Consider the following 23,922-nt stretch of genomic DNA (forward strand, 5'->3'; position numbering starts at 1 on the left):
TCCACAAATTCTTGATCAAGGCTGACAGAGACATGATGTATCACAAGGTAATACAAGTCTTTTTCGTATGTTCACAATAGGGGGTTATGGCGGGATCGTTCCTGCCGAGACTTTGCTTGAATGCGAGGTTGCGTTTCCTGTTTGCCGCCACTTTTTCCGCGAAATGCGCGATTGTGCAGAAAATATCGAGCTCGCTGCCACTTTTTGCACGATATGTACGATTTGAACATACGAAAGTGGGGCGAAAACGGCATGCGATTCTTCACCGTTCAGGCGGGAATGACGTTTCCCCTGGTCAGGAATGAGCGGTTATTTTCCCCCAATCTACAGTTCGCTGAAAACAGCCCTTTGTCCGTACATATCGTGAAAAAAGTGGCAGCAGAGGCAGCTTACTTTACACAATCGCTCATACCGTGAAAAAAGTGGCAGCGGACGGGAGTTCTTGTGCGTAATCGTATGCTTTGGACATTGCCTATGATTGTTTATTTCGTTCCCAATAGTTCACACCGTAAGGCATAGCGAGTCGACAGCGCTCTCTTCGCTGAAAAGCGAAGTCGCACGTTTAGACGGCGAGCAACGAATCTTGCAATCATATCTGTTTCGTTCGCGTTGTAAAGCTGCCCCCTTGTTACCGTCACCACAAACACATCGGCGGAATTCAAGCGTACTCTGCGCTGGGAATCGAGCTGACGACTCTTGTCATCTGCATGCCACGAATCGGAGTCATACTCCAACGCCAAGCGCGCATCTGGCCAATACAGGTCGCAGCGTCGCTGTTGCGTTCGTTGCGCGTTACTGTAGTTTCCAGAAGGAACAAAAACATCCGCATTCATTACGGGAAACGGTATTCCGTACCCTCCGAGCATGCGAGGTAGGCATAGCAACAGCGCGAGCTTCGTCTCCATAGGGGATGCCGAGTTGTCGCGCACAAACCTTGCCGCTCGTAGCGCATTTCGACTTCCTCGCAGCTTGGATGCAAGATCAATGAAGCGGAGGATATCTTTTTGTGTTGTAAGTGGCTTTCGGCGAACAAAGCCTCTTTCTGCGTCGTCATCTGAAAGGGTCGACTCTTCGGTTGGCGTTGCGTATGAACCGCATAACTCGTAACCCAACTGGATGGTTTCGATCAGAGACAAAGTTTCCGCCATCTGGACAAACATCAGCTCGGGGCTTGCGACGTTGATCCCTTTCGCCACTTCAACGAAACTGCCACGGGGTAAATCGAGATTCAACACGTGTGGGCAAAAAAAGCGCGAAGGACGTCGGTCTTGGGCTCTGGAAACCACTGTGTGAATGGGGTGCTCTTGCGAAAGCCCCAACATATCGCAGATATTGCAAGCTTCGCTTTTGCTTACATGTAGACCATGGGAAACTGGCCGATATTTCACGGTCGTGAACTTCTCCGAAGAAGGGAGACTTCCTTTTCCGTGCCAAAACTCGCATGCTGTTTTATGTGTAACGAAGTAGTTCATGGCTGTCAGCATAGCGGTCAACTCTATGCAAGACGTATCGGATTTCTTGCACGGTTCATCTCATTTCTTTTGGGAATCTAACAAATCCTATGGTTTTTCTTGCATGGTAGCAGCATAAATCTGCCGGTTTTCGCGTCGATTCTATGCTCACCTGTGCTCATTCATTTGACGCTCTGAGTTGACATTGAGTTGCGAGTTGTCGCATTTTGCATTTGATGTATGCTTTCTTCAAACAAGAAAGGCACCTGTTCGATCGAACAGGTGCCTTTTGCTGCGCTTGGTTTCCGAGAAAGACGTTGGGGAAGCTGAGCCTTCCGCTCACGTGTCTCCGTTACTCGAGTGACTTCGTTTCTTCGTTGCGCTACTTAGTTGTGTCGCTGTCGTCTTCCTTGTGAGCGGCGGGTTGCTCGGGCGCTGCGGGAGTGGTGGCTGCGGGTTCCGCAGGTGCCTTGGGCTGCGCGGCAGGCGTTGCGGGTGCAACCGGTTGCGCAGGCGTTGCAGGTATCGTAGGCTGCTCAGCTACTGCAGGATAGCCAGCCGGTGCGGTCGGTGCGGTCGGTGCGGTCGGCGCAGCGTACCCGGGAGCTGCGTATCCAGGAGCAACATGCTGACCATAGGCAGGCTGTTGGCCGTAGTACTGTCCCGGTTGTGCGGCTCCTGCCTGGGCTTGTGCGTAGTTGTACGACGGTGCGTTTGCGGCCTGTTGCACCTTGTGGATGTATACGGCTTCAAGCACCAGTAACACCGTGCTAACAATGCGACCGCACAAAATGGAGCACACGGCGCCGGCGATGGACCATCCAAATGCCGCACCCAGCTTTTCGGACTTGTCGTAATTCTTCAGGCCCAAAATGCCAGCGACCAGCGACACCACGCAAAGCAGAGCGCCAATCACGAGGAAGATTACGAAAATATCAATGCCCAAGCCTACAAGACCAGCCAGATCATTCTCATCAAAAGAGTAGCCTTCCGCATGAAGCTCGTCCATGCCGTGGGCAATGTCGGGATCGGTTGCCAGTTCCTCGGTAAACTCACTGTAGACGTTCGGATCCGACAGCACTATACCGCCGAGTCCTGTGAAGAGCGCTCCAGCGACGAAAGCCGCTATTGCTAATGAGGAAAGGATGATGTTCGCGATACTGAAGCCGCGAACAAGCTTCGTGTCGGGTGATTGCGTGGTTGCTTGCATGGCCACTCCTTTCAAAGAGGGTCTGTTGCGAAAAGTGTTTCCTTGCCAGCTATTATAGGCGCGCTTGCACGAAGGCAAGCGGACTTCGTGGTGACGGTTTAGCAACGGACAAGCCACAGCAAGCGAACACTTTTGCCCGAATGTGTCTACATTCTAGACATTTGCCAACTGTCAGTTAAACACTTCGGACGTTTCGGCCTCTTTTGGAAGGTGCTTTTTAGCACCTCTAACCATGCAGTACGTTCTTTTCCGGGAATACGGTGCGGCGATTTGAGAGCAGCGTGCTGCGAGAGAAACCGCAGGGCTTGTTACCGTTGCGCGCTGCGGGCGAAGGTTTGCGTGTTTCTCGCACTATACTATGGCGATGTGAGATTTCTCAGGGAACACTGATTTAAGACGTTTTGTCCCGCAAGCGCAGGGTTGGCGGAATGAGTCAGTTACCCTCAAGCCTGTTGCATGCAAGCGACGAAGAGAGGAAAAACGTTCATGGAGAATTTCGAATTCGTATCGCCCACTCATTTCGTGTTCGGCCGCGATGTCGAAATGCAGGTGGGCGCGAAGCTGGCCGAGCGCGGTGCAAAACGGGTGCTGCTGCATTTCGGCGGGCAGTCGGCTGTGCGAAGTGGGCTGATCGATCGCGTGAAGGCGTCGCTTGCCGAGGCAGGCGTCGAGTGCGTGGAATTGGGTGGTGTTCGTCCGAATCCCGAGATCACGCTGGTGCGTGAGGGCGTTGCTATCGCCAAGCGCGAAAAGATCGACTGGGTGCTGGCGGTTGGCGGCGGCAGCGTGATTGATTCTGCGAAGGCCATCGCCAACGGCGCGTGCATCGATTGCGACGTGTGGGAGCTGTTCGAAACAAAGCGGGTGAACCCACAGGTGCTTCCCATCGCCGTGGTACTCACCATTCCGGCGGCGGGTTCTGAAGCGTCGAAGAACACGGTGATTTCCAACGATGAGCTGGGCATGAAGTCGGGATACGCCAACAACTTCCATCGCCCGAAGCTGGCGTTCATGAATCCTGAACTCACGTTCACGCTGCCGCCGTTTCAAACCGCAGCGGGCGTCACCGACATGTTCTGTCACCTGCTCGAACGCTTCTTCGACGACGTTGGTGCAGTTCCGGTGACAGACAATTTGAACCTATCGCTCATGAAAACGGTGCGCGCAGAAGCGCCGCGCGTGCTGGCCGACCCCGGAAACTACGACGCGCGCGCTAACATCATGTGGGCAGGCATGCTCTGTCATCAGGGGTTAGCAGGTGCGGGCCGCAATGAGGACTGGGCGACGCACGGCATGGAGCACGAGCTGTCCGCGTACGACACGTCCATTACGCACGGCGCAGGTTTGGCGGTGCTGTTCCCGGCATGGATGGAATACGTACATGGCGAAAACCCCGCGCGTTTCGCCCAGTACGGGCGCGAGGTGTTCGGCCTGACGCCAACAGGCGATGTGGAAGCCGATGCGCTGTCGGCCATCGATGAGACACGTGCGTTCTTCATGTCGCTTGGTATGCCGACATCCCTGGTTGAGCTGGGTATTTGCGAAGATGAGCTAGAGGGGGCCATCGAGCGGATGCTGCCCACGCTGCGTGCGAACAAAGGAGACGTGTTCGGTAGCTTCAAGAAGCTCACCATGGAAGACGCCGCCAACATCTACCGCCTGGCGCTGTAGTAGGGACAACGGGGACGTAGGTTATTGTCCCCGTTGTTTCATTTGGTGTCTTTGGCGTACGTGCTAGTCGTTTTCGACCAGGCTGTTCACGATGCCCGACACGATAGATATGACGATTGATGCTACAAACGCCGCGCCGAAGCTGGATATAATAATGCCAATCGAGAAGATTCCGTTTGCAAGCCATGCGGCCAAATAGAGCATGAGCGTGTTCACCACAAGGTAGAAAATGCCCAGCGTCAGCACGCTAATGGGTAGGCTTAAGATCTGCATGATGGGCTTGATGCTGATGTTTATCAGCGACAGCACCAGCGCGAACACAGCAATGCCTGCCCACGACGAGGCGCTTACGATGGTGATGCCGGGTACGATCCAAATGGCCACCCCTACTGAAACAGCGGTTACCAGCCAGCGGATGAGGAAGTTCATACGTTGTCCTTTCGCGAAATAGATGTCGCTCGTGCGTGGCGCTCGGGCTTGCCAGTGGGTTTCGGCCACTATACCAAACGGCGACAGATAAGCTGCGAGTAGTGAGTCGCTTGTCACGATGTCGTTAACGTTTTCGTTGCGTCGCCTTCATTGCCTTTGTTTGTTGCCGGTGCCATGGCGCGTTCGGTGTGGCACAATGGGCGGCATGAAGAAAAACGCGAACAACAGGGCGAAAAAGACTGCGTCGAGCAAACGGGCGCCGTTGCAGCGCGATGTGTCGTCACAGGGCTGCAAGCTGTGTGCGGTGTTCGGGCGCTGCGGCGGGTGTAGTGCGCTTGATGTGCCGTATTCCGACCAGCTTGCAAACAAGCAGCGGTTTGTGGCCGATCTGTTTGCCGACATGGCTGAACCCGAAGCGCTTCGTCCGATTCTTGGCATGGATGACCCCTTCCATTACCGCAACAAGGTTGCGTCTCCCTATGCGCCGGGCCGCATGCTGTCAGGTGCGAGTGCGGGCGGTGTGGCTAGTACCCGCAAAGCTACCAGCGGCGGCAAACGTGTCGGCCGCGAGGGCACACCGGGTAAAGGCAAGGCTGCAGCGTCTGCGGTAGCGCGGGAGCCGCAGCGCCGTGAAATTCTCACCGGCATGTACGCGAAGGGTACACACGAGCTTATTCCTACCGACGAATGCGCACTTGAAAACGTTGTGGCCAAAAAGGTGACGCTTGTCGTGCGCGACCTCATGCGGAAGTGGAACATCGCCCCCTACGATGAAGACACTGGCGAGGGTTTCCTGCGTCATGCGGTGGTTCGCGTAGGGCACTCAAGTGGAGAAGTGCTCGTCACATTAGTAACCAACGATGACGCGTTCCCTTCGTCGAAGTCGTTTTGTCGTGAGCTCGTGCGCCGCGTGCCCGCCATCACCACTGTTGTGCAGAACGTGAACACGCGGCAAACCAACGTGATATTAGGCAGCAAGGAACGCACGTTGTATGGTCCGGGGTTTATTCTCGACACGCTGTGTGGCTTGAGCTTCCGTATTTCGTCGCGGTCGTTTTACCAGGTAAACGCCACGCAAACCGAAGTGCTATACAACACGGCTATCGATTTGGCTGTGTTGCGGGGTGAAGAAACACTCATCGATGCGTATTGCGGTACCGGTACCATCGGGTTAGTGGCTGCCAGTTGCGGGGCTGCTCGCGTGATTGGTGTAGACAACGTGGAATCGGCCATTCGCGACGCGCAAAACAACGCGCGACACAACCGCATTGAAAACGCCGAGTTCGTGACTGCGGATGCAAGCGAGTTTCTGGATGGTCTTGCCGCGCAGATGCGCCTGGGCACTGCGCAGATGCGCCTGGGCACCGCGCTGCAGTCCGACGGGACCGACGGGTCCGACGGGCAAACGGGAATTACCAATTATACTGGTCTGGCAAGCTTTTCCGGTGCAGCCAGCCCCGAAAACAACCGGCTCGTGCTGATTATGGATCCGCCGCGAGCGGGTTCTACCGAGCGATTCCTCAGTGCGGCGGCGCGGTTGGCGCCCGAGCGCATCGTGTACATCTCATGTAATCCCGCAACGCAGGCGCGCGACGTGGCACATCTTGTTGCGCATGGCTATCGCGTGAGTGCCGTGCAGCCGGTTGACATGTTCCCTCATACGAGCCATGTGGAATGCGTTTGCGCACTTGAGCGATGCGCGCCACCTTCTCGTGTGAGATAATAACATCTTCACAAAGTGTGCGTTGTGGCACGGGCTTTGTGACAAGAGAGCGGCGAAGGCCCGTGCGACGTTCGCCGAATCGTTTACAGACATGGGCAGGCGATTCGTTATGAGCGAGAAGCGCAGTCGAGAGCGCAATCAAGAACAAGATCAAGATAAGGAACACGTACGAGATCAAGAACGAGGCCGAAAGCGGGAAGCTAACCTGAACGATTTAAACGAACTGGAACGATCGGTGCTCGGTACCATCACTGCTCGTAGTCTGGTCGCACCTGACGCGCCGGTGCTGCTCATGGTGTCGGGCGGGTCGGATTCGACGGCGCTCGCTTATGTTGCCGCAAGGCTTGCGGAGCACGGTTTCTTGGGGCCGTTGGCTTTGTTGCATGTAAACCACCAGCTGCGCGGTGCCGACGCCGATGCTGACGAGGTATTTGTCACGCAGTTGGCCAACGTGTTGCGCATACCGCTGTTCACCTGTGCCGTTGATATTGCAGGCGAAGCGCGTCGAACGGGCGGCAACGTGGAGGCCGTGGGCCGTCAGCAGCGCTACCTCGCGGCTAACGAGGCGCTTGAGAGCATGTGTCTACACGAGAGCGCGCCGCTGGCCGAAGGTCGCATCTTCACGGCACACACGGCTGACGACCGCATCGAGAACTTCTACATGCGCTCCATCGTGGGAACAGGCCCGGGCGGGTTCCGTTCGATGCGCTACGAAAACGGTCCGGTGGTGCGGCCGCTGATGGATGTCTCGCGCGAGGCGCTGCGTAGCTACATCGCCGACCGCGAGCGAAGCGGGCTGCCTATGGCGTGCGATGACCAGGGGAAACTGTGGCGGGAGGACGCGACGAACGCCCATACCGACAAGTTCCGCGCGTATGTTCGCCACGAGATTGTACCGAAAGCGAAACAGCGAAACGACCGCCTGGTGGAAACGCTGTGTCGCACCATGAATCTTATCGCCGACGAAGACGACCTGTTAGAACGTCTTGCAAACGAGCTGTCCGATGAGGTGGTTGCGTGGCTCGGCAGTGAAGATGACGGGTCCATTGACTATCGGGCAGGATGCACGTTTTCGCCCGTGTTCGGGCAAAAGCCAAGGCCGCTGCAGCGCCGCGTGGTTGTCTCGGCATTGCGTCGCATGCTGTCGGCTGACGTGCGTATTGAAACGGCTGCCATCGACGCAGTGCTGGCAGGTTTCGATAGGCAAAACGGTGCTCCGCGCGGTGGCTATGTAGCCAACATTCAAGGCGATTTGGCGGTGAGCGCAAACAAGCATGGTGTGCGCGTCGAACCTATGGAAGTGTTTCGTGCGCGCCGGAAGCGAAACTCGGGCGCAGCTTCGTAGCGCGGGTTTCGGGAAAGCGCGGCTTCGTGCGGCAGAACGCAAGTTGCCTGTAGAGAGAAGCCTTCAGCATGAGGCGTTGGTGAGGCGTTAGTGGCAGATAAGGCAAGCGAGCGATCGAGGGAAGGGACGGCCTGGGAAACCATTATGGTGAACGATCAGACAGCAAGTGATCAGGTAACAACCGATCAGACAGCAAACGAATCGGTTGATATCGAGTTCGACATCGTTTTGGCGAGTGCGAGCCCGCGTCGCCGCGAGCTGCTCGAACAGGCAGGCGTTGCGTTTGTGGTGCGTACGCCACAAACCCCGGTTGACGAAACGCTCGAACCCGACGACCTGCTCGACCCGCATGAAGCGGCGAAAAAGCTAGCTGAGCGCAAGGCGGGTGCGGTGGTGCAAGAGGTGCTGTCCGAAAAATACCAGGGGTATGCGGCTGTTATCGGGTCAGACACCATGGTGGTCTGCGACGGGCGCATTTTCGGCAAGCCGGCAAACCTATCCGACGCGAAGCACATGTTGCGGCAGTTGTCGGGGCGTACGCACGAGGTGGTAACGGCGGTGTCGGTGTGGCTGCTTGCCGCGCCCACGGTCGAAGACGTTTCGCTTGGGTTCCGAACGTTTACTGATGCTACGCGCGTGCGCTTTCACGAGCTGTCCGATGACGATATTGCCGCTTATCTGCGCGAAGGCGAGTCGTTCGACAAAGCTGGCGCCTACGCTATTCAAGGAAAGGGCGAGCGTTTAGTGGCAGGTATCGATGGCAACATGTCCACCGTCATTGGGCTCCCAATAGAGCGCCTGCTCAACGATTTCCCCGACATTTTCGCCAGTAAGGACAACGGGGACGGTAAGGACAACGGGGACGTAGCCTATTGTCCGCGTTAGCAGTAGAAGAACACAGCGCAACGTGAGTCTTGTTTCGACATGGCGTTGCGTTTCAGACATATAGGGACGGTAAACGCGTTACTCCTAGCGCCTGTGCAGGATTGTGCCACTGCGTCCGCTGACCGTAACTTTTTCGAGCTCGCCGCGAGCGACGAGCGTCTCCACGGAGGTCTTAAGCCTTCTTGAGATTCCCTTGTATCCTAGGCTTCGCGCCAGCTCGGTTAGATTCATGTCGCCGGTCTCGAGCGCAGCCAATATGGCAGCTTCATATTTCTGAGCTTTCTCCGCGGCTCGGCCACCAGAACCTACTGCAAAGGCTGGATGAACGGGTATGGAAACGGAAATATATCCCCGCGCCTCGTCCATTTGGAACTTGAGCGGTCCTGAACCGTTACGCTCAAGTGCTCGGTATGCGTTCGGAAAGCCCGTATTGCGACCCTCAATGAGCTTAAGCTCCTTGAGAAAATCACCTATGCGACGATTGCGGTACCTGCGTGCCCTAATCTTACCTGACACCACGTCATCGTCGGTGATACTTCGATCGAAACCTGGAAAGCTGGTCACCTCTATCTCGGTGGGGCTTATCCGTACCACGATAGGCTCGGGTATTTGGTAGGATCGATGATAGACCGCGTTCGCCAAAATCTCTTCCACGGCAGCATAGGGGTAGTTGAATGTGCGCGATGCCTCGGCGCGTGTTGAATCCTTTCTTACTGACTCTTTGATTGCATAATTCTGTATGTAAGCGAGAGCGTCTCTGAGTTGGCGCTGTATTGGTCCTGTGAACGTCTTTTCAATCATGCCGTCGCCCGTGGGGTCGGGAATGTCGACTACCTCTATGCGCGCGTAGCGGAAAAACCGTTCGGGGTGCTCGCTAAACATGAGTAAGCCAACATTGAGCGGTCTAAGGTCCTCAGGCGGACCCGATACTAACTGTAGGTTGGTTGCGAGTTCAACGACATCCATTCTTTCGGAAGGGCCATAGAGAGAGCTGCCTACTTCGTGTAGGTGTTCGCGCATGAGTCCCAGATCAAGATCCTCAGGTCTAGCGAGAAGGTTCGGTCTGTCGTCGAAAGGGATGTCGGAGGCTATGTAAAAAAGCTCTTTTTCTTCGTCGGGAGACGCAATGACTGTGCTGCTGAATTTCCTGATGTAGTAGTGCTTCGCAGATTTGCGTGAAAACACATCTTTGCTCGCCTTGTAGGGTCTGCCGTGACCACCGGGAACCCAGATAATCAACAGCCACGAGCCTTGGTAAAAGACTGGCTCCACCACAGGATTGTAAAGAGGCTCGATGCAATGGCAGTAGCCCACAAGATTCTTAAGAGTCTCATCTACCTTCTCCTGTGGGATTCCTTTTGGTGGGAGAACGGGATATCCGTTTTCCTCTTCCACTCCGATGATGACGTAACCGCCACCTATGTTGTCAATGTCGTTTGCGAAACCGCAGATCGTATGTACCACGGGGTTTGGGTTGAACCCCGATTTGAACTCAATGCGATTTGACTCCACAACGCGTCGATTGATAAGGTCGTCAATGTTTGCCGGGATTCCCATAAAGCCTCCGTGTCTTTGGTTGCCAGCTAAGTGTACGAAATCTCGACGGACTCGACAATCATTTTGTCGAGGACTCGACAAAATGATTGTCGAGTCGAAGGAATAGTGTCGAGCGCTCTTGGCTGAGCGGATCTAGAAGAGACTTGCTGAGAAAGGCGAATTCGAATGATAAAGAAAAAACGAGCGGGATGTTCCTGCTCACGGACTAACCCGTGAACAGGAACGACGTGACACGTGCATCTGACTGCTGGTACCAAAATGGATTATCAGTCACCTCCCTTGTATGTTATAGTATGGCAAATACATAGGAGGTGGCAGCTATGGCTCTTATTCAAGTTACCGTCGATGATGAAATTAAGCGGAAAGCCGATGCTGCATTTGCACGCAACGGTATTACAACTCCCATGGCCATGCGTATGATGGTAACGCAGGTTGCAAACGAGAACAGGACGCCTTTCGACAACGTGTTCTTCTCGCCAACGTCGGTTGCCCTTGCCGAGGACGTTCGCCGCGATATGCTCTATGCCGAAGCGCAGGAACTAGGTCTTATCCCCGATGACGCCGTTTCGGTCTGTGATTCTTACTGCATTCCCGATGACGTGCTTGAAGATCTTGGTCTTTCAGCCTTTGAGGTCGGACAATGACGCGCTACACGGTCAAAATCAGCAACCGCTTTTGGCAGACCGCGAAGGCCTTGCGCAGTAAGTATACGCATGAGCAGTTTGCGGAAATCATCTCGGTCATTCGGGATTGCATAAATGAGCTTGCCGAAAAGGGTTTCATCGAGGAAAACGGCTGGGACGACCATATGCTCATCAGGCCGCCCTTTTCTGACGGCTGTCATTATGAGTTTCATATTTATGATAACGACATCCTCGTTGTTTATTTTCGACGAGAAAGGAACCGCGTCATTCGCATGGTCGGTGTCTACGATCATGCGACCATTCCGGGGAACAGATGACAGCCCTTCGAAGTAGGGCATCGCTCACGCCGTGTAATAACCCCAAATTGGAAAAATCGTGGCAGGGTGCACCTGTTGCCCTTCCGTAATGCCTATTGCAGAAGGGCAATGATACACTGGGAAAACTTGTTGCAGGTGGCGGCTTTCGTCAGTGTTTCCCGAAAGGGGTGCCGCCGAGAGTGGGGAGTTATGAGGGAGATGCAGCTACACAACGACATCGCACGGGTTCTGTTCAGTGAAGAGCAGCTTGCCCGTCGCGTTGCGGAGATGGGCAAGGATATTATGCGTGATTACGCGCACGTGGAAGGCGGTATTGTGCTGTTGTCGGTACTGCGCGGGGCAGCGTTGTTTATGGCCGATTTGGCGCGTGCTATCGATCTTCCGCTTGAAATGGACTACCTGGCCGTTTCCTCATATGGCAACGCCGCGAAAAGCTCCGGAGACGTGCACCTTCAAAAAGACGTGTCCTCGCCGATAGCGGGCAAGCACGTGATCGTTGCGGAGGACATTTTGGATTCGGGTCTCACGCTGTCTCGGGTGATCGATCTGCTACGCGAACGCAAGCCCGCCTCCGTGGAAGTTGCCACGTTGCTGCGCAAGCAGCGCCCCGATCAGGCGGACGTTGCTTGCAAGTACGTCGGCTTCGAATGCCCTGATGAGTTTATCGTGGGTTACGGGCTCGACTACGCACAACGCTACCGCAATTTGCCGTACATTGGCGTTTTGAAACCAGAGCTTATCAGCTGAAAGGTTATAACAGATGGCAGAACAAAACGACAAGAAGCCGAACCTGAACCAGCCCGACGCGCGTGTGAGCGTGATCGCCACCATTCTGGTGATACTCATGGCGTTTTTCGTAATTCGGCAGCTAGTTACCGCCGAATCGTCCGAAAATATGCCCACCGACACGCTCATTACGTCGGAATTCGTGCAGGCGGTCGAGCAGGATCGCGTGAAGAACGTGGTGTACGACGCAGGCGGCTACACGGTTAGCGGCACGTACTACCCGGCAGTGACGGCCGGTGCGAACGCGGCTGATGCGTTCAACGGTGCCTTCGATGCACTAAACGCTCGCATGGCAACCATTAAGAATGCCGACACGGGCAAGCCACTCGGCGGCGTGGGAACGTCCGACATCGAGTCGTCCGATTTGGGAACCGAGCACAAGTACACCTCCACATTCGTGGGGCAGGATTCCTTAAGCGAGCTCTTGAGCAGCCATCCTAATATATCGTATGAGGTGAAGCTTCCGAGCGCCTGGGTCGACATTGCCATGACGCTGCTTCCCATTCTGGTGATTGGCGCCCTGTTGCTGTTCTTCTTTAACTCCATGCAGAAGGCGAACAACCAGCAGATGAACTTCGGCAAAGCAAAGGCGAAAAAGACCCTCGAAGAGCGCCCCGACGTGAAGTTCGACGATGTTGCTGGTGTCGATGAGGCTGTCGAGGAAATGCGCGAGATTAAGGACTTTTTGGCCAATCCGCAGAAGTACCAGGCCATCGGCGCGAAAATTCCGCGTGGTTGCTTGCTCGTGGGCCCTCCAGGCACGGGCAAAACGCTGCTCGCGAAAGCTGTAGCCGGTGAGGCAGGCGTGCCGTTCTTCAGCATCTCGGGTTCCGACTTTGTGGAAATGTTCGTGGGCGTGGGTGCGAGCCGCGTGCGCGACTTGTTCAAAGATGCGAAGGCGGCAGCGCCCTCGATCGTCTTTATCGATGAGATTGACGCAGTGGGCCGCCAGCGCGGCACCGGTCTTGGTGGCGGGCACGACGAGCGCGAGCAAACCCTGAATCAGCTGCTCGTTGAGATGGACGGTTTCGAGAAGAACGAATCCGTGGTACTTATCGCCGCCACGAACCGCTCTGACGTGTTGGATCCGGCGCTGCTGCGTCCGGGCCGCTTCGACCGTCAGATTGTGGTTGACGCGCCCGACGTGCGCGGCCGCGAGAAGATTCTGCAGGTGCATTCTAAAGAAAAGCCGCTGGGAAGTGACGTCGATCTGGGCCGTATTGCCAAGCTGACCCCGGGTTTCACCGGTGCCGATCTGATGAACCTCATGAATGAGAGCGCTTTGCTTACGGCACGCAAGGGCAAGAAGATCATCACCATGCAGGAAGTCAATGAATCAATGGAGCGTGTGATTGCCGGCCCCGAGCGCAAAGGTCGCATCATGGACGAGCAGACCAAGCGTACCATCGCCTACCACGAGAGCGGGCACGCGCTGGTGGGACACACCCTGCCGCATGCCGACCCGGTGCATAAGATATCAATCATCTCGCGTGGCCGTGCGCTGGGCTATACCCTGTCTATTCCGAAAGAGGACAAGGTGCTCAACACGATCGGTGAAATGCGCGACGAACTGGCGGTGTTCATGGGCGGGCGTGTTGCCGAAGAAATCTTCTGCGACGACATAACCACCGGTGCCAGCAACGATTTGGAGCGCGCGACGAAGATGGCTCGCGCCATGGTTACTCAGTACGGCATGAGCGCGAACTTGGGTACGCAGGTGTTCGGCCAGCCTAACCATGAGGTGTTCTTGGGCCGCGACTACGGCAACACCCAGGATTACTCCGAAGAGACGGCGCGCCGCATTGACGAAGAGGTTGCGCGCATTATGAAAGAGGCGCACGATCGGGCCTACGAAGTTCTCAGTGCGCGTCGTGAGCAGATGGACCTAATGGCGGGCGTGTTGCTCGATCGCGAAACGGTTGATGGTGAGGCGTGTACCGCACTGCTGAATAACGAGTGGGAAGCGTACTTGGAACGCGAGGACGACATCATCGCTGCCAAGGAGCGTGAGGAAGCAGAGGCGCGGGCGCGTGACGAGCAGTTGCTGGCTGAAGGATCGACCTCTCCGATGGTTGATGCTGCGGCGCATGACGAGGGTGCGTCGGGCAGCGCAGCGGCGTCACAAAGCTCTGCTGCACCTGTGGACGCTAATGTGCCCGCGGCACCTGCTGCACCTGCTGAGCCTGCAGCACCCGCACCTGGCGCACCTGGCGCACCTGCCGCACCTACGGCACCCGCACCTGCGGATGCCGATGAACCGGAAGGCCCCGAAAGGAACTAGATGAACTGGCGCTGTGCTCAATTCAGCTTCGATACCAGGATGCCCATTATTATGGGCATCCTCAACGTTACGCCTGACTCGTTTTCCGATGGGGGCGATCATAGTAGCTTCGACGCCGCTCTTGCGCATGCACAGGATATGGTACGCGCGGGGGCGAAGATTATCGACGTAGGGGGCGAGTCCACGCGACCGGGATCCGCTGAGGTTTCTGTCTGCGACGAGATCGCTCGCACGGAAGCGGTGGTTCGTGCCCTTGCCAGCCAAGGGATGTGTGTCAGCATCGACACGCGCCATGCGCAGGTTGCTCGCGCAGCCATTGAAGCGGGCGCGGCCATCGTTAATGATGTGTCGGGATTTCGCGATCCCGATATGGTGGAGGTCGTGCGCTCGTGCGACGTTGGTGTGGTGGTCATGCACATGCAGGGCGAGCCGGGCACGATGCAGGATGCTCCCACGTATACCGATGTGGTGTCTGAAGTGCGTGATTACCTGCGTGATCAAGCCACCATGCTCGTGGACGCAGGTGTGTCGCCCGATCGCATTTGTATCGATCCGGGTCCGGGGTTCGGCAAAACGCCGAAGCAGACGATCGAGCTCATGCGCAACCTGCACGAATTCGCGCGCCTGGGCTACACCGTTATGGCTGCGCCGTCGCGTAAGAGCTACGTGGGATATGCATACGGCATCGACAATCCGAAGGATCGCGACCAGGCGTCGGCGCAAGAGGCGCTGATGGCGTGCGAGCTGGGTGCGAGTGTGCTGCGTATGCACAACGTGGAAGAAACGGTGAAGGCGCTGAGCAATCTGCGTCCCTATGCGATGCTAGGGCTGGGATGTAACGTGGCGTTGGTTGCCGAGCCGGGCGAAGAGCGCGAGGCGAAGATCGCTCAGCTGAACCTGGCCATCGGCCAACTGTGTATGCTACCCGATTCGCAGATCATCGACATATCGCGCTTCTACGAAAGCGAACCGGCATACGTTACCGATCAAGATGTGTTCGTCAATTGCGTGGTGCTCATGCGCACGGGTATTCCGCCGAAAGAGCTGCTGGGATATCTACATGCCATCGAGAACAGCTTGGGCCGCGTGCGTGAGCGGGAAAACGGGCCGCGCACGTGCGATATCGACATCCTCGACTATCATCTGTACTTAGCCGACGTGCCAGAGCTTCGGTTGCCGCATCCCCGCTTGCTCGAGCGTGACTTTGTGGTGAAGCCGCTACTGGAACTGCTGCCTGGCTATGTGCTGGCAAACGACGTGGTGGTTGCCAAGGCAGCGTTGCCTGAAGCCGAGCGTGTGGGGCGTGCGGTGCCGCTTTCGTGAACGAGTTCTGCGCGTTATTTCGAGAGGAGGACGACGTGTTCCGTATTCGAGAACTCAATTCGGTCGACTCAACGAATAACCAGGTAAAATGCGCACTAGAAGCAGGTGAGGCGGAAGGGTTGGTGGTGCGCGCCCTTCGGCAAACCGGTGGCTACGGGCGTCAGGGGCGTGCGTGGTTAAGCCCGTTTGGCGGCATGTATCAGTCGCTGTTGCTGCGTCCGCGCGTGCCTGCAGTGCAGCTTCCTACGCTCAGTTTGGTAGTGGGCTTGGGCGTGCGCGACGCGCTTGCGGGTCTTGTTTCAGCAGAGCGTGCTCAGCGCATCAAGGTGAAGTGGCCAAACGATGTGGTATACGTTCCGCATTCCGGCCAGTCAGCGGAGCAATCGCTTACGTTTCAGAAGCTGTGCGGCATTTCGCTTGAGGCGCACGCCGGTGGGGTGTGTGTGGGCATTGGGGTGAACGTGGTGTCGCCTGAGCGCGCAGCTTGTGCAGGATATTCGCTTAAGCATGCGGCTTGCGCGGGACATCTGGCCGACAGTTCAGCTTGTGCGGATCACTTGACCGAAGGTTTCTCGCCGAACCGGTTTGCTCAACCGTCTCATTCGTCTTGGGTAGCAGGTAAGAATACTCCGGCGTATTTGGTTGATTTGGGGCTTGATGCGGCTGATGTGCAAACCGCTGTTTCCTGCGTGGGTGACGCGGTGCTGCAGTCCGTTTTGCCGCTGTATAACCGGTGGTGCGAACAGGGTTTCGCTGCGTTTGTTGACGAGTTTTCAGCCCATGCGGCACTTGATGGAAAAGAGGTTCGCATCGCAAACATTCATGGCGGCGTGACACAGGTTGGTGTTGTTGCGGGTGTGGATGAGTACGGAAGGCTCCTTCTGCAGACGTCCGATGGCGCACGTTGCCCGGTGTCATCTGGCGAGGCGCACATTCTATAGCGTCTCGTGCTTCCTCTGTATCTTGTTCACCAACGTGGAGTGCCCCTGTGTTCAGCTAACCTCGCAAATTGACTTTGACGTTCAGGGGTATCATGGAACACCATGGAACTTTGATGTCGAGGTATGTTTACCTTGAAGTACGAAATGATAGGAATTAAAATATTCGTTTTGCATAGACGAGACAACGGCATATTGGAAGGCACGTGAGAGCATGAACGACGCGAATGGCATTGAGCGAGAAGGCGAAAATAAACCGCAGGTTGAAAAGCCACAAACTGGCAAGCCGCAGGGTAGCAAACCGCAAACTGAAAAGCCACAAGGGGACAACATCGCCCGCGTAACGCGCATGGGTACAGCATCGATTCCGCTGCTTTTGCTTGAATTTGCGGTGCCAACCATCGCTGGAATGTTGGTGAATGCCGCATACAACGTTATCGACTCGGTATTTCTAGGCCAAGCTATGGGCGAGGTTGGTCTTGCTACGGCTACGGTTGCCATGCCGGTCATGACCATTTTCATGGCGCTGTCCATGCTGGTGGGCAACGGTGGTAACGCGCTTGCGGCGCTGCGTATGGGGGAAGGGCGTCGCGATGAGGCTGAATGGACGCTCGGTAACACGGTGTTTTTGGCGCTTGCGCTCGCCGTTATTGTGTTCGCCATTTCGATGTCTCCGCTGATCGAGCCGTTGCTTCTCGTGTCGGGTGCAACGGCCGAGGACTGGGATTATGCGCGCACGTTTATCCGCATTTTGTCAGCGGGTTTCGTGTTTCAGGTTATCGGCATGGGTGTAAACAACTTCATCCGTACCGCTGGCGCGCCGAACCGCGCTCTGGTGACCATGGTTATCGGCGCGGTGGCATGCACCGTGTTCAATTACCTATTCGTTATGGTTTTCGGCTGGGGCGTGGCGGGCAGTGCGTGGGCAACCTTGTGCGGTCAGGCATGTTCGTGTATAAGCGTGCTGTGGTACTTCGTACTCACCCCGAACGTTCCTATGAAGCTGCGCGCTCGCTACCTGAAGCCGCGTCGCGACCTTGCCGCACTCATCGTGTCGCTTGGTATGGCTAGCTTTATCATGCAGATCGGTATGGCGTTAGTGAACTTCGTGCTGAACAACTTGCTCAATTATTACGGTACGATAAGCCCTGTAGGTGCCGAAGGGGCACTTGCTTCTATTGGTATCGTGCAGCGCATCGCCATGTTTGTGGTTATGCCACTCATTGGTGTGGCGGTTGCCGCGCAGCCGCTGCTGGGCTTCTGCTACGGGGCACACAATTTCCAGCGCGTACGTAAGACGTACTGGTGGGCTGTTGCCGGTTCGACGATGCTTGCCGTGACGGGGTGGCTGATTATACATTTGTTCGCTGTCCCCATCGTTGGGTTCTTTGGCATCACCGACCCTGAACTGCGTGATTTTACGGTGTTCGCTTTGGGAGTTCAGCTCATGATGCTGCCGTTGGTCGGTTTTCAAATTGTCAGCTCGAACTATTTCCAGGCAACAGGGCAGCCGGCGAAGTCGATTTTTTTGTCGTTGACGCGCCAGATACTTTTCCTCATTCCGCTCTACGTGGTGCTTCCCATGGTGTTGCCGGGGTGGTTTCCGCAGTTCACAGGTCTTGACGCGCTGTACTTCAGCGTCCCGGTATCCGATTTCCTATCCGTTTTCACGGCGGTGCTGTTCATCGTTATTGAGTTGCGGCGCTTGGGCAAGCTTGAAAGCGGTCAGCTAACAGCTCAATTCTAGGTAAAATGCGCGTCCTGCTGCCGCAAAGCAGTGGGGCGTGAGCTATCATCAAAACTTCGCACAGGAGAACTCCGAGGAAAGGAGCTTTGATGGATCAGGTTCAGAACAAGGTGAACGTGGGTTCGCATGCCCGTTCGATCGCGTTTATCGCGCTTACCGTTGCCATTATGGCGGTTTCGGCATGGGTGACTATCCCCATTGGCCCCATTCCTGTGACGTTGCAGATGTTTGCCGTCACGTTTGCTATCGTGGTGCTTTCCCCGAAAGAAAGCACCATTGCCATTGCGTGCTATCTGGCGCTTGGCGCGGTGGGCGTGCCGGTGTTCTCAGGTATGCGAGGTGGCATTGGCGTGCTGGCTGGTCCGACTGGCGGATTTCTGTGGGGCTATCTCATTGGTGTTGCCGCTGCTGCACTACTGCTGTGGGTTGTCCGGGGTCATGTGTCCGCAAAAGCTGCGCGTGAACAGGCGGAAGCTGCTGGTAAGGGGATTGCCGGTTGGTTGCGTGCGTTTGCGTTCGAAATTCTGGCTGGTGTGCTGTTTACGGTCATATCGTACGTGTGCGGTTGCGTGCAGTACATGGCGGTTGCCGGAGTGGGACCGCTCGAGGCTATTGCCGTATGTGTTGCTCCGTTCGTGATCATCGACTTCTGCAAGATTCTCGCTGCAGTCGCTTGTGCCAACGCGGTCTTGCGCGCTGTTCCGTCGAAATAGACGAAGCGCGATTGCGGAACTGGTGCAACTGTCAAGCCAAAGTGTTCGCGTAATCAGAAAGCTCCGAGAGGCCGTTTGGAATCCTCTCGGAGTTTTCTGCGATATAGCTGAGAGCTGATTGGTGTTAAGGAAACACTGATTAATTCCGCCAGCCTTGCACTGACGAACCGGTATCTGAGAATTTCAGACCTCATTTACGCACGTCAGTGCGCGCATTCGGTCTTCAACCCTCAGGTATCCGCTTCGCCAGCGCAAGGCAAGACGGCTTTAATCAGTGTTTCCTTAAACCAGTGCTTCTCAAGAAAAGCCTTATGTGGGAGAAGCCTTACGCAGGCAGCGCTGGCAGCATGATAACGAAGCACGCTCCGCCGCTTGGCGAGTTGTAGGCCTCAACCGCGCCGTCGTGAGCTTCGACAATCGTTTTTACGATGGCTAGTCCCAAGCCGGTTCCGCCGGTGTCGCGGCTGCGTGAGAAATCGGTCCGGTAGAACCGATCGAACAGCAACTGCGGGTCGACATCGCCGAAGCCGGGGCCGTCGTCTTTCACCATGATGACCGATCGCTCGCGCAAGCCGAACAGTTCGATGGTAATGTGTCCGCCGTCATCGATGAAGCGGTTTGCGTTGTCTACTAGGTTGGTGATCGCTTCCTTTAACTTGTCGGGGTTGCCGAACACATCAGGCGCCTCGCCAATCACCTGCACATTTGCGTGGTGTTTCTGCAGTAGCGGGGACAGCGCGTCGAGCACGCTCATTGCGATCGAGCGCAGATTCACACGCGAGAAGCGCACGGGGTCAGCTTCCTGTTCGATGCGCTGCAGTGCCAGCAGATCGTGAGTGAGTCGGCTTAACCGCTCGCTTTCTTCTTGGATGATAGTGCAGAACTTGTCGTGCAGCGCGGGCGGCAGCTCGGGGTCGGTCAGCATTTCGGCGTTGCCTCGGATGGCGGTCAGCGGCGTTTTCAGTTCGTGGGCGACGTCGCTCACGAACTCGCTTTGGCGCTTCTCCTTCAATTCCAGTTCGCGCTGCTGCTTCACTACGGTTTGAACCAGGGCGTCGAAGTCGGCCGACAGCTGGTCGGCTTCACTCAGACGCCCGTCAGTGGTGAACTGCACGTTTCTGCCGGCGCGGTAGGCAGCCGTCTTCTTGGTGAGCATGCGCAGCGGTTCTGACAAGAAATGCCCAATCAGAAAGCTGATGATGAAGGTGGCTAGTCCAATGGGCGCAAGCACCAGAAATACCCACCAGCTCACTTCGAAGAAGGTCTTGCAATACAGAGCAACCAACGCGCCAGCAAGCAGCGACAGCAGCGTTGCCAGTAAAGAGAAGTATGTCTGAAGCTGTTTTATTGTCTGAACCTATATCCGTAGCCGCGTACCGTTTCCACGAGTGTCGGGTCATAGCCCGCCGACTCGATTTTATCGCGCAATCGCTTGATGTGAGTGTCGACTGTCTTTGTTTCGGTCAGATATTCCCAGCCCCACGCGTCGCGCAGCAACGATTCGCGCGAAACCACTTTACCGGCGTTCTTCATCAGTGCGGCCAACAGCTCGAATTCGCGTGGCGTTAGGTCGATGGAACCCGCATCGCCTGTGGCGGTGTGCGCGTCTTCATCGAGCACGATGCCGCCGGCCTTGATCTTGTTGTCGGGCGCACCGAACTCGTTACCTTGGCTGCGGCGCAAAAGCGCACGAACGCGGGCAATAAGTTCGCGCACGCCGAAGGGCTTCGCCAGGTAGTCGTCGCCGCCAAGCTCGAGTCCAACCACCTTGTCGAGCTCGGTGTCGCGCGCGGACAAGAACAGCACAGGGGCGCTGGTTTTTGCGCGAAGGCGGCGGCATAGTTCGTAGCCGTCCATGCCGGGTAACATGATGTCGAGCACGAACAGGTCATAGGAGTTCTTCAACGCCATCGCGTAGGCGTCTTCGCCATTGTCCACCACATCGGTGGCGAATCCCTCGCGGCGGAGGGCATAGCCGACGAACTCGGTGATGGAGGGCTCGTCATCAACGACAAGGATTCGATACGTTGCGTCGCTCATAAGGGTCCTCTCGTTTCTTCGGTGCCGCCGTAAGGAGGGGTGTTCGTTACGGCTGGCAGGCTTATAATGGGCTGCGTTGTCGTAACTATAATCAATTCGTCGCGTGTAGGTTTCGCGCGAGGGGGGAATGTCACAAACATGTTACTCGCCATAGATGTGGGAAACACGCAAACGGTGCTGGGTGTTTACGACGGAAAGCGACTGCTTCACCAGTGGCGAATTGCCACGATGAAGCACCATACGTCCGATGAGTTGCGCGTGAAGCTGAAACCGCTGTTTGATTCCGAGGGCATTGTGGCCAGTTGCATTGATGGTGCGGCGCTGGCATCGGTGGTGCCGTGCCTTACCGATGCGTGGCGTGCGGCTATCCGGCACATGATTGGGGTGTCGGCTGTGGTGTGTTCGGCGGAAACAGCGGCGGACCTGTTCGAGGCCGACTATCCCAACCCGCGCGAAATTGGGGCCGACCGCGTGGCCGACGCCGTTGCAGCGCGAAGCCGCTTCGGCAGTCCGGTGGTGGTGGTCGATTTCGGTACAGCCACAAACATCGAGGTCATCGACGTCCGCGGTTGCTTTATCGGCGGCGTTATCGCGCCGGGCATTGAGACGTCGGCTCAGGCGCTATTCTCGCACGCCACGAAGCTGGGGGCAATCGATTTGGTGGATCCTCACGCTGCTATTGGACGCAACACCGAACAGGCCATGCAAGCGGGCATCGTGTACGGCGAGGTCGACCGCGTAGACGGCTTGGTGCGTCGCATCTTTCGCCAGCTCGGCTATGAGGCACCGGTGGTGGCCACCGGAGGGCTGGCCACACGGGTGGCGAAGGAATCGGGCACCATTACCGCGATCATGCCTGATCTAACGCTCGAGGGATTGCGTTTGGTGTACGAGGCGCAGGCCGATTCACCAGCGAAAAGCGAAAAAGGTGCACTGGCGGATTGCCCCCTCGTATCTGCGGGGCGAAACCAGTAGAATCTGAAAAACCAGACGAGGCAGACCACGCGAGAAGGAGAATCCCGCAATGCTAACTGACATCGAGATCGCGCAGGCGGCAACGCCCGAGCACATTTCCAAGATCGCCGAGAAAGCCGGCGTACCCGAGTCGTACGTGGAAATGTACGGAACGAACAAGGCGAAGGTCGATTACAACCTGCTCAAGGACGTCGAACACACGCCGGGGAAACTCGTGCTGGTAACCGCCATCAATCCCACGCCGGCTGGTGAGGGCAAAACCACTACTACGGTGGGCTTGGCCGATGCGCTGTCGCGCCAGGGCAAGAATGTGGTCGTGGCGTTGCGCGAGCCGTCGCTTGGCCCTGTGTTCGGCATCAAGGGCGGCGCTGCGGGCGGTGGGTATGCCCAGGTAGTTCCCATGGAGGACATCAACTTGCACTTTACGGGCGACTTCCACGCTATCGGCGCTGCAAACAATCTGCTGGCTGCGTTGCTCGACGCACATATCCACAACGGCAACGAGCTGGGCATCGACGTGCGCAAGATCACGTGGAAGCGCGTGGTCGACATGAACGACCGCCAGCTGCGCAATATCGTGTGCGGCCTCGGTGGGCGTGCGCATGGTGTGCCGCGCGAAGACGGCTTCGACATTACGGTTGCCAGCGAGATCATGGCCATCTTCTGCTTGGCTACCTCCATTACCGATTTGAAGGAGCGTTTGGGCCGCATTGTGGTGGGCTACACCTTCGATGACAAGCCGGTTACCGCGCACGACCTTAAAGCCGAAGGTGCCATGACCGCGCTTTTGAAGGATGCCCTGAAGCCGAATCTCGTGCAAACGCTCGAAGGCACGCCGGCATTCGTGCACGGTGGCCCCTTCGCCAACATTGCGCACGGTTGCAACTCCATCATGGCTACGCGCATGGCGCTGGCTCTGGGTGACTACTGCGTTACCGAAGCAGGCTTCGGTGCCGACTTGGGCGCGGAAAAGTTCCTAGACATCAAGTGCCGCCTGTGCGGTCTTAAGCCTGACGCTGTAGTGGTGGTCGCCACGGTGCGCGCGCTGAAGAACAATGGCGGCGTTGCAAAAGCCGATTTGAACATCGAGAACCTTGAGGCACTGGAAGCCGGCATGCCTAACCTGTTGCAGCATGTGGAAAACATCACGCAGGTGTACAAGCTGCCGTGTGTGGTTGCCATCAATGCGTTCCCCACCGACACGAAAGCCGAGCTTGATTTGGTTGAGGCCAAGTGCAAGGAACTGGGCGTAAACGTGGCACTGTCCGAGGTGTGGGCGCGCGGTGGCGAAGGTGGCCTGGCACTGGCCGACGAGGTGGTGCGTTTGTGCGAGAACGGCGATGACGAAGGACGCTGCGCGAACACGTTCGAGTTCGCATACGGCGACGATCTCAGCCTTGCCGAGAAGATCGAAGCGGTTGCTACGCGCATCTACCATGCCGACGGCGTAAACTTCGAGCCGAAGGTGCTCAAAGAGATTGAGAAACTGGAAGCGCTGGGTTTTGGCAGTATGCCGGTATGCATGGCTAAGACGCAGTACTCCTTTAGTGACGATGCGGCGAAGCTCGGTGCCCCGCGCAATTTCCGTATTACGGTGCGCGACATTAAAGTGTCTGCTGGTGCGGGTTTCGTGGTGGCGCTTACGGGCAGCATCATGACTATGCCCGGCCTGGGGAAAACCCCTGCCGCATTCAAGATCGACGTTGACGAGAACGGGAAGATTTCAGGGCTGTTCTAGTTTCGTTCGCCCTGACGGGACGAATGGAACTACTCGACGCTGCGCCTTCTTGTAGTGCCTGATTTAACAAGATGATGACTCAGGAAAAGTAAAGCCGGGCGGGCACCCGGCTTTCACAAAACCTAACTGCATCACCCGTAGCTAATTGG

At 56.6% G+C, this 23,922-nt stretch carries 20 protein-coding genes; 14 read left to right on the forward strand and 6 right to left on the reverse strand.

The features are described from left to right. Positions 1 to 482: 482 nt before the first annotated feature. Positions 483 to 1,136 carry a hypothetical protein gene (locus G7Y44_RS02315; RefSeq protein ID WP_165247244.1) on the reverse strand — a complete coding sequence of 218 codons (654 nt, stop codon included), beginning with the start codon at positions 1,134 to 1,136 and terminating at the stop codon, positions 483 to 485. A 697-nt stretch (positions 1,137 to 1,833) separates the two neighbouring features. Continuing rightward, a complete protein-coding gene (locus G7Y44_RS02320; RefSeq protein WP_165247246.1) occupies positions 1,834 to 2,661 on the reverse strand; it encodes a hypothetical protein in 828 nt (275 codons plus the stop codon). A gap of 486 nt (positions 2,662 to 3,147) precedes the next feature. On the opposite strand from G7Y44_RS02320, the gene G7Y44_RS02325 reads away from it, so the two are divergent. Then, the gene (locus G7Y44_RS02325; RefSeq protein ID WP_165247248.1) at positions 3,148 to 4,332 is read left to right on the forward strand and encodes an iron-containing alcohol dehydrogenase; all 1,185 of its coding nucleotides are present in this window, start codon (positions 3,148 to 3,150) and stop codon (positions 4,330 to 4,332) included. Positions 4,333 to 4,395: 63 nt separating this feature from the next. Here the strand turns inward: G7Y44_RS02325 and G7Y44_RS02330 are convergent, their stop codons facing one another. Then, a complete protein-coding gene (locus G7Y44_RS02330; protein WP_165247250.1) occupies positions 4,396 to 4,761 on the reverse strand; it encodes a phage holin family protein in 366 nt (121 codons plus the stop codon). Positions 4,762 to 4,966: 205 nt separating this feature from the next. Here G7Y44_RS02330 and rlmD point away from each other — a divergent pair, with 205 nt between their 5' ends. The 3 genes from rlmD to G7Y44_RS02350 all read left to right on the forward strand — a co-directional run bounded on the left by rlmD (position 4,967) and on the right by G7Y44_RS02350 (position 8,714). Next, the gene (gene rlmD / locus G7Y44_RS10370) at positions 4,967 to 6,484 is read left to right on the forward strand and encodes a 23S rRNA (uracil(1939)-C(5))-methyltransferase RlmD (protein WP_241159148.1); all 1,518 of its coding nucleotides are present in this window, start codon (positions 4,967 to 4,969) and stop codon (positions 6,482 to 6,484) included. Positions 6,485 to 6,593: 109 nt separating this feature from the next. Next, a complete protein-coding gene (gene tilS, locus G7Y44_RS02345) occupies positions 6,594 to 7,829 on the forward strand; it encodes a tRNA lysidine(34) synthetase TilS (RefSeq protein ID WP_165247252.1) in 1,236 nt (411 codons plus the stop codon). 90 nt (positions 7,830 to 7,919) lie between these two features. Then, positions 7,920 to 8,714, forward strand: a complete 795-nt coding sequence (locus tag G7Y44_RS02350; RefSeq protein ID WP_241159149.1) for a Maf family protein — start codon at positions 7,920 to 7,922, stop codon at positions 8,712 to 8,714. An 84-nt stretch (positions 8,715 to 8,798) separates the two neighbouring features. Here the strand turns inward: G7Y44_RS02350 and G7Y44_RS02355 are convergent, their stop codons facing one another. Then, positions 8,799 to 10,271 carry an AlbA family DNA-binding domain-containing protein gene (locus G7Y44_RS02355; RefSeq protein WP_165247254.1) on the reverse strand — a complete coding sequence of 491 codons (1,473 nt, stop codon included), beginning with the start codon at positions 10,269 to 10,271 and terminating at the stop codon, positions 8,799 to 8,801. A 320-nt stretch (positions 10,272 to 10,591) separates the two neighbouring features. Here G7Y44_RS02355 and G7Y44_RS02360 point away from each other — a divergent pair, with 320 nt between their 5' ends. The 8 genes from G7Y44_RS02360 to G7Y44_RS02395 all read left to right on the forward strand — a co-directional run bounded on the left by G7Y44_RS02360 (position 10,592) and on the right by G7Y44_RS02395 (position 19,020). Continuing rightward, complete coding sequence (locus G7Y44_RS02360; protein ID WP_165044911.1) at positions 10,592 to 10,915, forward strand: type II toxin-antitoxin system RelB/DinJ family antitoxin; 324 nt, start codon at positions 10,592 to 10,594, stop codon at positions 10,913 to 10,915. Then, complete coding sequence (locus G7Y44_RS02365) at positions 10,912 to 11,232, forward strand: hypothetical protein (RefSeq protein WP_165247256.1); 321 nt, start codon at positions 10,912 to 10,914, stop codon at positions 11,230 to 11,232. Before G7Y44_RS02360 ends, G7Y44_RS02365 begins: the two co-directional genes overlap by 4 nt. A 189-nt stretch (positions 11,233 to 11,421) precedes the next feature. Further along, the gene (gene hpt / locus G7Y44_RS02370; protein ID WP_371807450.1) at positions 11,422 to 11,979 is read left to right on the forward strand and encodes a hypoxanthine phosphoribosyltransferase; all 558 of its coding nucleotides are present in this window, start codon (positions 11,422 to 11,424) and stop codon (positions 11,977 to 11,979) included. A 13-nt stretch (positions 11,980 to 11,992) separates the two neighbouring features. Next, the gene (ftsH, locus tag G7Y44_RS02375; protein WP_165247258.1) at positions 11,993 to 14,299 is read left to right on the forward strand and encodes an ATP-dependent zinc metalloprotease FtsH; all 2,307 of its coding nucleotides are present in this window, start codon (positions 11,993 to 11,995) and stop codon (positions 14,297 to 14,299) included. After that, positions 14,300 to 15,622: a dihydropteroate synthase gene (gene folP, locus G7Y44_RS02380; RefSeq protein ID WP_165247260.1), complete on the forward strand. Its 1,323-nt coding sequence runs from the start codon at positions 14,300 to 14,302 to the stop codon at positions 15,620 to 15,622. Between the two features lie 35 nt (positions 15,623 to 15,657). Continuing rightward, positions 15,658 to 16,563: a biotin--[acetyl-CoA-carboxylase] ligase gene (locus G7Y44_RS02385; protein WP_165247262.1), complete on the forward strand. Its 906-nt coding sequence runs from the start codon at positions 15,658 to 15,660 to the stop codon at positions 16,561 to 16,563. Positions 16,564 to 16,774: 211 nt separating this feature from the next. Then, entirely contained in the window at positions 16,775 to 18,307 is a 1,533-nt protein-coding gene (locus tag G7Y44_RS02390) for an MATE family efflux transporter (RefSeq protein WP_241159150.1), read from the forward strand. Between the two features lie 89 nt (positions 18,308 to 18,396). Next, complete coding sequence (locus G7Y44_RS02395) at positions 18,397 to 19,020, forward strand: biotin transporter BioY (protein WP_165247264.1); 624 nt, start codon at positions 18,397 to 18,399, stop codon at positions 19,018 to 19,020. Positions 19,021 to 19,345: 325 nt separating this feature from the next. On the opposite strand, the gene G7Y44_RS02400 is transcribed toward G7Y44_RS02395, so the two are convergent. Both G7Y44_RS02400 and G7Y44_RS02405 read right to left on the reverse strand, forming a co-directional pair. After that, positions 19,346 to 20,272 carry a sensor histidine kinase gene (locus tag G7Y44_RS02400; RefSeq protein WP_241158171.1) on the reverse strand — a complete coding sequence of 309 codons (927 nt, stop codon included), beginning with the start codon at positions 20,270 to 20,272 and terminating at the stop codon, positions 19,346 to 19,348. A gap of 92 nt (positions 20,273 to 20,364) precedes the next feature. After that, on the reverse strand, positions 20,365 to 21,060 hold the full coding sequence (locus G7Y44_RS02405) for a response regulator transcription factor (RefSeq protein ID WP_165044923.1): 696 nt from the start codon (positions 21,058 to 21,060) through the stop codon (positions 20,365 to 20,367). 138 nt (positions 21,061 to 21,198) lie between these two features. Between G7Y44_RS02405 and G7Y44_RS02410 the strand changes: the two genes are divergently transcribed. Both G7Y44_RS02410 and G7Y44_RS02415 read left to right on the forward strand, forming a co-directional pair. Next, positions 21,199 to 22,035, forward strand: a complete 837-nt coding sequence (locus G7Y44_RS02410; protein ID WP_165247266.1) for a type III pantothenate kinase — start codon at positions 21,199 to 21,201, stop codon at positions 22,033 to 22,035. Between the two features lie 49 nt (positions 22,036 to 22,084). After that, complete coding sequence (locus G7Y44_RS02415; RefSeq protein WP_165247268.1) at positions 22,085 to 23,773, forward strand: formate--tetrahydrofolate ligase; 1,689 nt, start codon at positions 22,085 to 22,087, stop codon at positions 23,771 to 23,773. Positions 23,774 to 23,922 lie beyond the last annotated feature (149 nt).

Source organism: Adlercreutzia sp. ZJ141, from assembly GCF_011038965.1.
GTDB lineage: Bacteria > Actinomycetota > Coriobacteriia > Coriobacteriales > Eggerthellaceae > ZJ141.